Genomic DNA, 14,037 nt, shown 5'->3' on the forward strand with positions numbered 1-14,037 from the left:
TGAAGGACATTCGGTAATCACCGGCGCCTGGGTATCTTCTACAGTTACAGTTTGAGTACAGGTAGTAGAATTTCCGGCGGCATCGGTCACGGTCCAGGTCACGATGGTCTCTCCCAGTTCGAAAACCTTGGGAGCATCGTTGGTGATGCTTAATTCTGAATCACAATTATCGGTAGCCATCGGCATCTTTAATTCCACTTGAGAAGCGGAACAAAGGTCTGCATCAGCTGAAATGGTAATATCTGACGGACATTCGCTAATCACCGGCGCCTGGGTATCTTCTACAGTTACAGTTTGAGTACAGGTAGTAGAATTTCCTGCGGCATCGGTCACAGTCCAGGTCACAATGGTCTCTCCCAGTTCGAAAACTTCAGGAGCATCGTTGGTGATGTTTAATTCTGAATCACAATTATCAGTAGCCATCGGCATTCCCAATTCCACTTGAGAAGCAGAACAAAGGTCTGCATCAGCTGAAATGGTGATATCTGACGGACATTCGGTAATTACCGGCGCCTGGGTATCTTTTACAGTTACAGTTTGAGTACAGATAGTAGAATTTCCGGCGGCATCGGTCACGGTCCAGGTCACGATGGTATCTCCCAGTTCGAAAACCTCGGGAGCATCGTTGGTGATGGAAAGTTCAGCATCACAATTATCGCTAGCCATCGGCATTCCCAGTTCCACTTGCGAAGCAAAACATAGATCTGCATCAGCTGAAATGGTAATATCTGACGGACATTCGCTAATCACCGGCGCTTCGTTGTCTATTACAATTACAGTGAAGAAAGTGGAGGTTGTATTACCTGAAGCATCTGTTGCAGTATAATGAATTGTTGTTGTACCAACTGGAAATTCACTTCCTGAGGGCAAACTACCTTCATCTAATGTTACCACAGCCCCGGAACAATTGTCTGTTGCGGTGGGTAAGTTGTATTCAACAATTGCAGAACAATTTCCTGCATCTACATTTATAATAATGTCTTCTAAAGTTTCAACTACAGGAGATTCTGTGTCTGGAATAAAAGTCACCGTTTCAGAAGCAGTAGCGGTACAACCGTTGTCACCTGTTACAGTTACAGTATAAGTTCCGGCCTCAGTTACTTCAAGAGATGCAGTTGTACCTACTTCAGTTGATCCATTAGACCAGGAGTATGAAACCCCACCTGAAGCGGTCAGCGTAAGAGCAGTGATATTACAGCTTAATTCCAATCCGTCGTTTGCGATAGCAGCAGCTGGAAGGCTGTCATCAAGAGTTACAGTTTCAGAAGCAGTAGCAGTACAACCGTTCTCACCTGTTACCGTCACTGTGTAAGTTCCGGCTTCAGTTACTTCAAGAGCAGCAGCTGTTCCCACTTCGGTTGATCCATCAGACCAGGAGTAGGAAACCCCGCCGGAAGCGGTAAGAGTTAAGGAGGTAATATTACAGCTTAATTCCAATCCGTTATTTGCGATAGCAGCAGTTGGAAGACTGTCATCAAGAGTTACAGTTTCAGAAGCAGTTGCGGTACATCCGTTTTCCCCGGTTACAGTCACAGTGTAAGTTCCGGCTTCTGTTACTTCAAGAGCAGCAGAAGTTCCCACTTCAGTTGATCCATTGGACCAGGAGTATGAAACCCCGCCTGAAGCGGTCAGCGTAAGAGCAGTGATATTACAGCTAAGCTCCAATCCTTCGTTTGCGATAGCAGCAGATGGAAGACTGTCATCAAGAGTCACCGTTTCTGAAGCAGAAGAAGTACATCCGTTTTCTCCGGTTACAGTTACAGTGTAAGTTCCGGCCTCGGTTACTTCAAGAGATGCAGCTGTTCCCACTTCAGTTGATCCATTAGACCAGGAGTAGGAAACCCCACCAGATGCGGTAAGAGTTAAGGAGGTAATATTACAGCTTAATTCCAATCCGTTATTGGCGATAGCAGCAGTTGGAAGCGAGTCGTCAAGAGTTACAGTTTCAGAAGCAGTAGCGGTACAACCGTTCTCACCGGTTACAGTTACAGTGTAAGTTCCGGCTTCAGTTACTTCAAGAGCGGCAGAAGTTCCAACTTCAGTTGATCCATCAGACCAGGAGTAGGAAACCCCGCCTGAAGCAGTAAGTGTAAGAGCGGTGATATTACAGCTAAGTTCCAATCCGTTATTTGCGATAGCAGCAGCTGGAAGGCTGTCATCCAGAGTTACTGTTTCAGAAGCAGTAGCGGTACACCCATTTTCTCCCGTTACAGTCACAGTATAGGTTCCGGCTTCAGTTACTTCAAGAGCGGCAGCTGTTCCTACTTCAGTTAATCCATTGGACCAGGAGTAGGAAACCCCGCCTGAAGCGGTCAGCGTAAGTGAAGTGATATCACAGCTAAGTTCCAGTCCATCATTTGCGATAGCAGCAGCTGGAAGGCTGTCATCCAGAGTTACGGTTTCTGAAGCAATAGCGGTACAGCCGTTCTCACCAGTTACGGTTACAGTATAATTTCCGGCTTCAGTTACTTCAAGAGCAGCAGCTGTTCCTACTTCAGTTAATCCATTGGACCAGGAGTAGGAAACCCCGCCAGATGCGGTAAGAGTTAAGGCAGTGATATTACAGCTAAGCTCCAATCCGTTATTTGCGATAGCAGCAGCTGGAAGGCTGTCATCCAGAGTTACTGTTTCAGAAGCAGTAGCGGTACACCCATTTTCTCCCGTTACAGTCACAGTATAGGTTCCGGCTTCAGTTACTTCAAGAGCAGCAGAAGTTCCCACCTCAGTTGATCCATTAGACCAGGAGTAGGAAACCCCACCAGATGCGGTAAGAGTTAAGGCAGTGATATTACAGCTAAGCTCCAATCCGTTATTTGCGATAGCAGCAGCTGGAAGGCTGTCATCCAGAGTTACGGTTTCAGAAGCAGTAGCGGTACACCCATTTTCTCCCGTTACTGTCACAGTATAAGTTCCGGCTTCAGTTACTTCAAGAGCGGCAGAAGTTCCCACCTCAGTTGATCCATCAGACCAGGAGTAGGAAACCCCGCCTGAAGCGGTCAGCGTAAGTGAAGTGATATCACAGCTAAGTTCCAGTCCATCATTTGCGATAGCAGCAGCTGGAAGGCTGTCATCCAGAGTTACGGTTTCTGAAGCAATAGCGGTACAGCCGTTCTCACCAGTTACCGTCACGGTGTAAGTTCCGGCTTCAGTTACTTCAAGAGCAGCAGAAGTACCCACCTCAGTTGATCCATTAGACCAGGAGTAGGAAACCCCACCAGATGCGGTAAGAGTTAAGGAGGTAATATTACAGCTTAATTCCAATCCGTTATTTGCGATAGCAGCAGTTGGAAGACTGTCATCAAGAGTTACAGTTTCAGAAGCAGTTGCGGTACAACCGTTCTCACCGGTTACAGTTACAGTATAAGTTCCGGCTTCTGTTACTTCAAGAGATGCAGCTGTTCCCACTTCAGTTGATCCATTAGACCAGGAGTAGGTAACCCCACCTGAAGCGGTCAGCGTAAGAGCAGTAATATTACAGCTTAACTTCAATCCGTCGTTTGCGATAGCAGCAGTTGGAAGTGTATTATCCAGAGTCACGGTTTCAGAAGCAGTAGCGGTACAGCCGTTTTCACCGGTTACAGTTACAGTGTAAGTTCCGGCATCAGTTACTTCAAGAGCAGCAGCAGTTCCAACTACCTCAGTTCCATTAGACCAGGAGTATGAAACCCCACCGGAAGCGGTAAGCGTTAAGGAGGTAATATTACAGCTCAATTCCAATCCTTCGTTTGCGATAGCAGCGGTAGGAAGTGTATCATCAAGAGTCACTGTTTCAGAAGCTGTGGAAGTACATCCGTTTTCGGTATCGGTTACGGTTACCCAGTAGTTCCCGGGTTCGCTCACTTCGATGCTTGCAGAAGTCGCTCCGGTATTCCACTCATAGGAAGCAGTTCCGCCTACACTTGATCCTGAGGCATCTAAAGTAATACTGCTCACCTCACAGGTCAGGGTCTGATTTCCTGAAATTTCGGCTGCTACTTCGGTATTATTTTGTAGCACCTCTACCTCGGTGGAATCAGAACATCCGTTTTCGGTATCGGTAACAGTAATGGAATAGGTCCCTGGTTCGCTCACTTCAATAGTGGCGGTAGTTTCACCGGTATTCCACTCATAGGAAGCAGTTCCGCCTACACTTGATCCTGAGGCATCTAAATTAATACTGCTCACTTCACAGGTCAGGGTCTGATTTCCTGAAATTTCGGCTGCTACTTCGGTGTTGTTTTGTAGCACTTCTACCTCGGCGGTATCAGCACACCCATTTTCGGTATCGGTTACAGTAACGGAATAGATTCCTGGTTGGCTCACTTCGATGCTTGCAGAAGTCGCTCCGGTATTCCACTCATAGGAAGCAGTTCCGCCTACACTTGATCCTGAAGCATCTAAAGTAATGCTGGTTAGCTCGCAGGTGAGGGTCTGATTTCCTGATATAATTGCCGAAATTGGTTCTACAATTATAATTTCTTCAGAATATGTACTACTATTTATACCATCGTTTGAGGTGAGAACAACTTCATATTCATAAATCCCCGGTGCAGGAAAAGTAAAACTAGGGTTTGGTTCTGTACTGGTACCCAAACCTCCAAAGTTCCAGGAGTATGTATAATTACTTATATTACCACCGGTAGTTAGATTTATAAAATTTACAGTATAATTATCACAAGATTGGGTATAATCAAAATTTGCTACTAATGGAGTTCTAACCAAAAAGCCTGGACTATTGCTATAGCATTGAGAGTTGCTTCCAGCAAAATTGGGACAGGAATTGCCCCCACCACCGGTATTCCATCTCATGAAAATATTCTTTATTTCAAATTTATCTCCCCACGTCCATTCATACTCAACAATTTTCACATCTCCCTGTGGTACTGGCTGTCCCGCAAATAGGCAAATTTCTACCGTCTCTATTTGAATTCCATTAATATGAATTTCATAAGTAACATTTAAACTCCTAGCATTATTTGAACTACCTCCAAAATTTGCCCAAATTTCACCACCTACCAATTCCCCAACTTCGTAATCATCAGAAGGGTGAAAAATTTCGCCATTTTCGTTTCTGAATTCTAGGTAGTTTACCTGGAAATTGCTCTGCGGACAAGAATATTGCTCAGAGTATGATTGAGCCTGAGAACTCAAAGGTACTAGTAGCAGGCCGCCAATAAGTAACATCGATAGCAGAAGTAATTTTACATTACTTTGAGAAGAATTTCCTTTTCTAATAGAAAGATCTTTGTTTGAGATTACTCCGGTTAGGAAAAAGGAAATGTTGGCAAGAGTAGTTTTCCAAATCATATCAATAATGTTTAGAATTAAAAAATTTTAAATCATCCGTTAAGTCTTTGGGTTTAGCAAAGACACTCAGTTTAGTAGGGTGATTCAAAATGATTTTAGGGCAACATCATCTTGAAGATGTAATTCAATACATCAATTGATTTGGGGGGAATTTACATTTGGTAAACTTTAAGGGTAATTACCTATAGGAAAGTTGGGGGTGACCTATTTTTAAATGTTAATTCTGAGGTAAAATTAAGTCAAAAACAAGGGATTGATCGAATTCCTGCCGATTTTTAGATATAAACCTTAATTTTGTCGGTAAACTACTACTTTTTAGGTTTTTATTACGGGTTTCCCGGTATTGGAATTTTCAATTTTTGACAATAGATGGAGTATTTCTGAATAACCCAATAGGGGAAACCTCTAAATTTTCCATCATAAAAAAAGCAGCCTGTTACAGCTGCTTTAATACTATGCTAAAATCTAATTAACTACTTTAACTCATACATTAAGATGCGATGTTGTTCTTCTCCCTCCACCAATGGGTGTTTTTTGAGATCTATTTCATAAATCCAGCCTTCTTCCACAATATCAAACACATCATATTCTGAATTTACATCATAGCCTAATTGAGCCCGGGCATAATCCAGCCAGGTTTTATAGGTGGGTACGTCCATTTTTCTTTGATTTGAACTCACCACTAAATAATCGCCATCATAATTGATTGAGTATCTGGCCGATTTACCGTTTTTTACTGTAGCTACTGTTTCCCAGTTTCCTTCATTCATCTTATAGATGTTTAGTTCACTAAGGTCTGAAGGATTGAAATCTACAGCAAATACATCGTGATTTCTCTTGTAATTGTCTGGATTGGTTAATCCTGGAGCACTACAGCTTGCGAAAGCTACTATACTTAGTAATACAATAAACAATTTTATAGTACGAATTTGGGGCAGGGTAGTTAACATTTTTGAATTTTTAAGTTTAGGGGTACATTTAAAATTCTTGCACAAAAATAGCTTATGACCTCCTTCCATTAAAGATTATTCAAAACTTTTGGACCAAATACCTTATCTATTAGATGAAATGCAATAAATTTTTGCTTTATTGGTTTTTGAACCGGATATAATGCATTTCATCGACTAACAATTTGAATTGTAATCCATTTTTCTGTCGGAAAAACTTTTATTTTTCAGCTTAAAACGAAAACTCGTAACTTGCAGCAAAGCCTTCAGACTATGGAAAAAAATCTTCAGGATTACCGCAAGTCCTATGAAAAGCACGAGTTGCTGGAATCTCAATTGTCTCACAATCCGTTCGAACTATTTACAAATTGGTTTCATCAGGCAGAAGCTCATCCCGATATTGCCGAAGTCAATGCGATGGGTTTGGCGACCTGCGGGGAAGATCAATTTCCGAAGAATCGCATCGTATTATTGAAATCCTTTAGTCCAGCAGGATTTAGCTTTTATACCAATTACGAGTCTGATAAGGGAAAAGACCTGGAAGTAAATCCCAGGCTAAGCCTCTCCTTCTTTTGGCCACCGCTGGAAAGACAGGTAATTATTGGTGGTCTGGCAGAGAAGGTTTCTGCAGCCGAATCTGAAGAGTATTTTCAAAGCAGACCCCGCGGAAGTCAACTGGGAGCCTGGGCCTCACAGCAAAGCCGGGTAATCGATTCTCGCGAGAGCCTTAGCGAACAATTAAAACATTTTGAAGATAAATTTGAAGGACAGGCCGTTCCAAGACCACCGCACTGGGGAGGATACCTGGTGAAACCGGTGTATTTCGAATTCTGGCAGGGTAGAAAAAACCGCTTGCATGACAGAATTCTTTACAAACTTGAAAACGATTCGTGGAACTTTAAAAGACTGGCACCATAATTATGAAACGATTAATTCTTGTAAGACACGGCAAATCTTCCTGGGAGCAAGATCTCCCCGATCATAAAAGACCTTTAAAAAAGCGGGCTTATAATGATGCCGAATTGGTAATTAAAACTTTTAAACAGTTTTTTCAAAAACCTGTAAAGTTTTGGAGTAGCCCTGCTGTAAGAGCTCACGAAACGGCTAAATTGTTTAAAAAAGCCCTCCAAATTGAAGACAAACAGTTTGAGGTGAAGCAGGAACTCTATACTTTTAATGCTTCCGAATTATTAAAAATCATTAAATCCTGCGATTCCAATATCGAAAAACTGGCGGTTTTTGGCCATAATCCTGCCTTAACCGAACTCGTTAATCGACTGGGGGATAAAAAAATTGATAATTTACCTACTACAGGGCTTTGTGTAATCGATTTTGAAACCGATGACTGGAATTTAATCGAAAACGGAAAAACAATACTCACCTTATTACCTAAGAACCTGCGCTAACCTATGCAGCAACAAAAATATATTAACCGGGAATTAAGTTGGCTGCAGTTTAATGCCAGGGTGCTTCAGGAAGCCGAGGACGAATCGGTGCCTTTAATAGAAAGATTACGATTTTTGGGAATTTTTTCGAATAATCTCGATGAATTCTTCAAAGTGCGTTACGCCACGATTAAGCGAATCGATCTTGCCGGGAAAGCCGCAAAAAGTATTTTAGGCGGAATTAAGGCCAGTAAACTTCTGGAGGAAATCACCCGTATCGTCATAAAACAGCAGGCCGAAAGTTTGCGCATACTTGATGATATTCAGAAAAAATTAAAAGACGAGGATATTCATATTATCAATGAAGAACAGGTGTCTGAGTCTCAGAAGAAGTTTCTAAAAACCTATTTTCTCACCCAGGTAAGTCCTGCACTGGTGACCATTATCCTTAATAACCTTCCTGAGGTGCCCAGCCTTAAAGACAGTGCCGCCTATCTCGCGGTGAAAATGGTGATGAAAGAAGAGGTTTTAGATAAACCTCAGGAGTATAAGAGAATACTCAAAAAACCTCAGAAGGAAAAGAAATATGTGCTCATTGAAATTCCGCGAAGCATAAACCGTTTCGTGGTTTTGCCCAAAGAGAATGGCAAACAGTATATCATTCTGCTCGATGACTTAATTAGGTTTAACCTGGATTCTATCTTTAATATCTTCCAGTACGAGAGTATCTCGGCTCATATGATTAAAATTACCCGCGATGCCGAGCTCGATCTCGATAGCGATTTGAGCAAAAGTTTTATCGAAAAAATTTCAAATAGTGTAAAAGACCGGTTGAAGGGAGAACCGGTTCGCTTTGTTTATGATATGACTATCGAGGAAGACACCCTGGCTTATTTGCTTAATAAGATGGGAATTGATTCTACCGATAGTATTATTCCCGGGGGGCGTTATCATAACCGAAGGGATTATATGAATTTCCCCAGTTTGGGTTCAGATAAATTGCTCTACAAGCCTATTGAGCCCTTGCCAATTCCGGGTCTGATATTACAAACCAGTGTTTTCCAGGGAATAGCCAAAAAGGATTATTTGCTGTATACTCCTTATCAGAATTTCTCCTACACCATTAAATTCTTAAGGGAGGCGGCTTTAGATCCGAAGGTTCGCAGTATAAAAATCACCATTTACAGGCTTGCCCGAATTTCACATATAGCCAGTTCACTAATAAATGCGGTTAAAAACGGGAAGAAAGTTACCGTGCAAATTGAGCTTAGAGCCAGGTTTGATGAAGTAGCCAATATTCGCTATGCCGAACAAATGCAGGAAGAAGGAGTTCAGCTTATTTTCGGAGTTCCCGGGCTCAAAGTACACGCCAAAGCCTGCCTCGTAGAAAGGGAAGAAAACGGAAAATTAAAGCGATACGGCTTTATTAGCACCGGAAATCTCAATGAAGCAACCGCCCGGGTGTATACCGATTATACTTTGTTTACTGCCAATGCCGAATTGCTCAAAGAGGTGAGTAAGGTTTTTGATTTCTTTGAAATCAATTATAAAGTAAGCAAATATAAGCACCTGCTGGTATCTCCTCATTATACCCGTAGTGGACTCATGAAATTAATCCAGAATGAAATCGAAGCAGCCGAGGAAGGAGCTGAGGCCGGCATTCGCTTAAAGCTAAACAGCCTGTCTGATTATCCTTTAATCGATAAACTCTATCAGGCCAGCAAGGCAGGAGTAAAGGTGCAACTTATAGTAAGAGGGATTTGCAGTCTAATTCCCGGGGTGCCTGGATTAAGTGAAAATATTGAGGCTATAAGTATTGTAGATAAATTCCTGGAACATCCCCGTCTCTATATTTTTGAAAACAGGGGCGAGCCAAAGGTGTTTATTTCTTCAGCCGATTGGATGACGCGTAATATGGACCAGCGGGTAGAAATCACCTGTCCTATTTACGATCCCGATATTCGGGCGGAGCTTATTGAAACCTTTGATATTAGCTGGAAAGATAATGTGAAAGCCCGGCTTTTAACCGCCGAACAATGCAATACCTACCGCAATAACGAACAAAATAGAATTCGTTCACAATTTGCCTTATACGATTATTATTTAGAGAAAAACCAAAAATTTTCTGAGTCATGATTACACAAAAAAACTACGCCGCCATAGATATAGGTTCTAACGCAGTAAGACTACTGGTCTCCACTATTACTGAAAAAAAAGGAATGGAGCCAAATTTCAGAAAAACCAGCCTGGTTAGGGTGCCCATTCGTCTTGGAGCCGATGTTTTTATCGAGGGTAAGATTTCTTCAAAAAACCTTCAGCGAATGACCGATACTATGCAGGCTTTTAAACTTTTGATGCGCTCCCACGGAGTTGAAAAATATAAAGCCTATGCCACCTCTGCAATGCGGGAAGCAAAGAACGGTGAAAAAGTAGCCAGTAGTATCAAAGAACAAACCGGGGTAGAGATAGAGATTATCGACGGCTCACACGAAGCCGCGGTAATCGCTGCAACCGACCTACATGCACTAATTCAAAGCGACGGTAATTATCTGTATGTAGATGTTGGAGGTGGTAGTACAGAGTTTACATTCTACAGCAATGGCAAGACCATAGCATCCAAATCTTTTAAAGTGGGTACCGTAAGACTTTTAAACGACCTGGTAGAACACCAAACCTGGATCGAAATGGAAGAATGGGTAAAGCAGACCACGCATAATTTTGAAGACATAGACCTGATAGGTTCTGGTGGAAACATCAACAACATCTTTAAAACCAGCGGTAAGAAAGAAGGAAAACCTTTAAGCCTTTCCTATCTCAAAAAATATAACGAATTACTTAATTCCTATACCTACGAAGAGCGCATTACAGAACTTAATTTGAAAAATGACCGGGCAGATGTAATTATTCCGGCTGCGCGAATTTATCTGAATTCAATGAAATGGGCGCGGGCTCACCAAATCTATGTGCCTAAAATAGGTCTGGCCGATGGGATCATTAAATCCTTGTATAACGGAGAAAATAAAAGGAAAAAAGTCGGTTCAGGAAATTAACCGTGAATGCTGTGATCTTTACCAAGGTCTTTCATAACCTGGGCTTCAAAATCAAGCAAATCCTGCCATTTTTTGTCTACTTCTTTGCGGTTTTCCCCGTATTGCCGGGCGAACTTTAAAAACATGGTATAATGGTTTGCTTCGCTAACCATCAGGTTACGGTAGAATTCTGCCAGCTCTTTATCTTCAAGGTTTTCTGAAAGCAATCTAAATCGTTCACAGCTTCGGGCTTCAATTAAACCTGCGATGAGTAGCCTGTGTACCAATTGGGTGCTTCGGCTTCCGCCTTTGGGAAAGAATTTCAACAATTTTAAAACGTATTCATCCTTGCGTTCCCAACCCAGTTCCAAACCACGCTCTTTGAGCTTGTCGTGTACCATTTTAAAGTGTCCCATTTCTTCGCGCGACAGGGCGATCATCGCGTCAACCATTTCGGTATATTCAGGGAAAGTGACGATTAGGGAAATCGCGGTAGAGGCTGCCTTTTGCTCGCAGTAGGCGTGGTCTACCAGGATTTCCTGGATGTTTTTTGAAGCTATATCGGCCCAGCGAGGGTCGGTGGGTAATTTTAATCCTAACATATTATACGTCTAAATCGAAGGTTTGCCGCAGTTTGTCAATAAGCGGATTCTTCTCCTTTAGTTTATTATACTTTTCAATAGGGGTAAAGGCATATTTGGTTGCTTTTACTTCGTTAACCTTTACAATCAATTCAATATGAGTGTTCTGTAACTTTCGTTTTAAAAAGCCCATCAGTTTAGCCTGTTCCTTTAAAAGGTCGATTTTCATTGTCTCGTTGGGCAATTCAATGACCAGTTGATGCTCGCCTTTTAGACTGGGTAAATCGGTTTGTAAGATTGAGGCCAGAATTTTTTCTCCCTTATGTTTCAATTTATTCACGTACTCATCCCAGGCGGCGTGGAGTTGAGTCTCTGTAAATTTCTCATCCATTTCAGCCGAGGCAGTCACTTCATTATTCTCCTGTTGCCGGGCTTTGATTTCCCGCTTCTTCTGAAGACTTTTCAATGAAAGCCCCGATACTTTTCCCGGAGTGGAAGTATTGAATGTTTCAGGATTTGCTTCTGAAGATTTCTCCTGTATTCTTTCAGAAGAAATATGATCACCCGAAGGTTCTTTAGGTTTTAAATTATTTTCAGCTGAAGTTTCTTCTGGAATATTGGCAGAAACCGGTTCGGGAGCTGTGGAGGCATAGTAACCCGCGTTTTGAGGTTTTACACAGCTGTCATTTGCCGATATATTTTCTGAAGAAGGTAATTGGGAATCTGCACCGGGGTTGCGCTTTTGCCCGTGTTCTTCCTGGGAGATAATCTGTCTCTTTTCTGAAGTAAGGCTTTGTGCCGGCTCCTTAAAATTTGAAGCAGGGATTATTGAAGATTCAGACTTTTTTTTTTCTCCGTCAAAAGTAACAGAGGCCAGTTGCATTAAGCATAATTCCACCAACAGGCGTTGGTTTTGACTGCTTTTATATTTTAAATCACAATCGTTTGCCAGTTCTATGGCCTTGATCAAAAACTCTCTGTCGGTTTTTTGAGACTGCTCAAAATAGCGGGATTTGGTTTGTTCCCCAACTTCAAGAAGCTCTATGGTTTTGGGATTCTTACACACCAGCAAATCTCTGAAGTGCGAAGCCAGGCCAGCAATAAAATGCTGCCCGTCAAAGCCGCTGGCCAAAATTGCATTGTACTGCAAAAGAAGCTGCGGGATATCATTTTCCAGGATGAGGTTGGTAACCTGCATGTAAGTGTCATAATCGAGTACATTCAGGTTTTCGGTTACTGCCTGCCGGGTTAATTCTTTACCGCTAAAACTCACCACCCTGTCATAGATAGAAAGGGCGTCTCTCATAGCTCCATCGGCCTTTTGGGCGATGATATTCAAAGCATCCTCATCGGCAGCTACACCTTCCTGTTCGGCTATATAGGCCAGGTAATTTTTAGCATCGGTTACCGTAATTCTTTTAAAGTCAAAGATCTGGCAACGCGATAGGATAGTTGGAATGATCTTATGCTTCTCGGTGGTAGCCAGGATGAAAATTGCATGTTTTGGGGGCTCTTCCAAAGTTTTCAGAAACGCATTAAAAGCCGATTGAGACAGCATATGCACCTCATCGATAATATACACTTTATACTGGCCAACCTGTGGGGGAATGCGAACCTGGTCGATAAGATTTCTTATATCATCTACCGAGTTGTTGGAAGCTGCATCGAGCTCAAAAATATTGAAAGCAAAATCTTCATCGGGACTTTGATTATCGTCCTGATTGATCATCTTGGCCAGGATTCGTGCACAGGTGGTTTTTCCCACTCCACGCGGGCCTGTAAAAAGCAGGGCTTGGGCCAGATGATTGTGTTCAATGGCATTTTTAAGCGTATTGGTGATTGCCTGCTGGCCTACAACATCTTTAAATGTTGCCGGCCGGTATTTTCTTGCCGATACTATAAAATGCTCCATTGAAAAAATTTGAGGAACAAATATAAAAAATCACCCGGCCAGGACCTATATCTCTGCTTCAAATTTTTCAGCTTAATTTTAAAAACCAGCTATGAGGCACTAATTTTGATTTATCTTTGCTGCAAAGCAAGCCGTTCTATCGCTGCGTTTTTAACGTGGAGGAAAGTCCGGACACCGAAGGGCAGCATAGTGGGTAACACCCACCGGTCCCGTCCCGATAGCTATCGGGACAGGGATCAGGACTAGTGCAACAGAAAGCTATGTACAGGTAAGGCTGTAGTGAAATCGGGTAAACTCTATGCGGTGCAATGCCATGTATACCGGCATCTACGGGCGGCCCGCCTGTTGCCGGAGGGTAGGCAGCTAAAGTTTAAAGGTAACTTTAAACTCAGATAAATGATAGAAGTCCTGCCCGGTGCAAACCGGCAGGTTACAGAATCCGGCTTATAGGCTTGCTTTTTTTTATTTTACCTGTTCCAGAGCCCATTCGCGGGCTTCTTCCAATCCCGAAAATATCCCGTAGTTAACTTTAGAAAACTGGCTTTCGAATTTTGCCATATTTAGCGCAGACTTTTTGTCGCTCACTATAGCTATTCCCTTTAAAGCATCAGCCTTGTCCAGGTCCAGGTATATGGTAGGATTTACATTGTAGTCGTGTTTTCGGTTTGAAATATAGACAAAGGATCTTCCGTCGAAAACATCCAGACATACCTCTAATAATTCATCTACATGCTGGTTTTCAAAAACCATTTCAGGTTTAATTTCAGAAATTACGTAATGATCGTAAAAATCCAGATGCGTGAATTCCAGTTCTATACTACAGTGTAATGTATGCATAATAGAAAGTTACTCAAAATTTGAGAGTTATCCGAAATTTCAAGGGATTTCCCGGGCGAC

The 14,037-nt window shown here is 42.3% G+C and carries 9 protein-coding genes and 1 other RNA gene; 5 read left to right on the plus strand and 5 right to left on the minus strand.

The window, feature by feature from the left end:
- Both ACW6QP_RS06200 and ACW6QP_RS06205 read right to left on the minus strand, forming a co-directional pair.
- A partial coding sequence (locus ACW6QP_RS06200) for a PKD domain-containing protein (protein ID WP_457909989.1) occupies positions 1 to 5,286 on the minus strand: 5,286 nt, incomplete at its 3' end.
- A gap of 473 nt (positions 5,287 to 5,759) precedes the next feature.
- A complete protein-coding gene (locus ACW6QP_RS06205) occupies positions 5,760 to 6,236 on the minus strand; it encodes a hypothetical protein (RefSeq protein WP_457909990.1) in 477 nt (158 codons plus the stop codon).
- A gap of 270 nt (positions 6,237 to 6,506) precedes the next feature.
- Here ACW6QP_RS06205 and pdxH point away from each other — a divergent pair, with 270 nt between their 5' ends.
- Genes pdxH through ACW6QP_RS06225 form a run of 4 tightly spaced genes read left to right on the plus strand, consistent with a single transcriptional unit; the run spans position 6,507 to position 10,668 of the window.
- Positions 6,507 to 7,151 carry a pyridoxamine 5'-phosphate oxidase gene (gene pdxH / locus ACW6QP_RS06210; RefSeq protein WP_457909991.1) on the plus strand — a complete coding sequence of 215 codons (645 nt, stop codon included), beginning with the start codon at positions 6,507 to 6,509 and terminating at the stop codon, positions 7,149 to 7,151.
- 2 nt (positions 7,152 to 7,153) lie between these two features.
- Positions 7,154 to 7,639 (plus strand): SixA phosphatase family protein, encoded by a 486-nt coding sequence (locus ACW6QP_RS06215; protein WP_457909992.1) that lies wholly within the window; start codon positions 7,154 to 7,156, stop codon positions 7,637 to 7,639.
- A gap of 3 nt (positions 7,640 to 7,642) precedes the next feature.
- Complete coding sequence (ppk1, locus tag ACW6QP_RS06220) at positions 7,643 to 9,754, plus strand: polyphosphate kinase 1 (RefSeq protein ID WP_457909993.1); 2,112 nt, start codon at positions 7,643 to 7,645, stop codon at positions 9,752 to 9,754.
- A complete protein-coding gene (locus ACW6QP_RS06225; protein WP_457909994.1) occupies positions 9,751 to 10,668 on the plus strand; it encodes a Ppx/GppA phosphatase family protein in 918 nt (305 codons plus the stop codon). The genes ppk1 and ACW6QP_RS06225 overlap by 4 nt, the downstream gene beginning before the upstream one ends.
- Here the strand turns inward: ACW6QP_RS06225 and miaE are convergent.
- Positions 10,665 to 11,249 carry a tRNA isopentenyl-2-thiomethyl-A-37 hydroxylase MiaE gene (gene miaE, locus ACW6QP_RS06230; protein WP_457909995.1) on the minus strand — a complete coding sequence of 195 codons (585 nt, stop codon included), beginning with the start codon at positions 11,247 to 11,249 and terminating at the stop codon, positions 10,665 to 10,667. The two genes, ACW6QP_RS06225 and miaE, sit on opposite strands and share 4 nt — an antisense overlap.
- Position 11,250: 1 nt before the next feature.
- Positions 11,251 to 13,140 carry a DNA polymerase III subunit gamma/tau gene (locus tag ACW6QP_RS06235; protein WP_457909996.1) on the minus strand — a complete coding sequence of 630 codons (1,890 nt, stop codon included), beginning with the start codon at positions 13,138 to 13,140 and terminating at the stop codon, positions 11,251 to 11,253.
- A 123-nt stretch (positions 13,141 to 13,263) separates the two neighbouring features.
- Between ACW6QP_RS06235 and rnpB the strand changes: the two genes are divergently transcribed.
- An RNA gene (rnpB, locus tag ACW6QP_RS06240) (RNase P RNA component class A) lies at positions 13,264 to 13,603 on the plus strand.
- Here rnpB and ACW6QP_RS06245 read toward each other — a convergent pair.
- Positions 13,603 to 13,977 carry an STAS/SEC14 domain-containing protein gene (locus ACW6QP_RS06245; RefSeq protein WP_457909997.1) on the minus strand — a complete coding sequence of 125 codons (375 nt, stop codon included), beginning with the start codon at positions 13,975 to 13,977 and terminating at the stop codon, positions 13,603 to 13,605. The two genes, rnpB and ACW6QP_RS06245, sit on opposite strands and share 1 nt — an antisense overlap.
- Positions 13,978 to 14,037: the final 60 nt, after the last annotated feature.

The organism is Salegentibacter haimaensis (assembly GCF_054121495.1).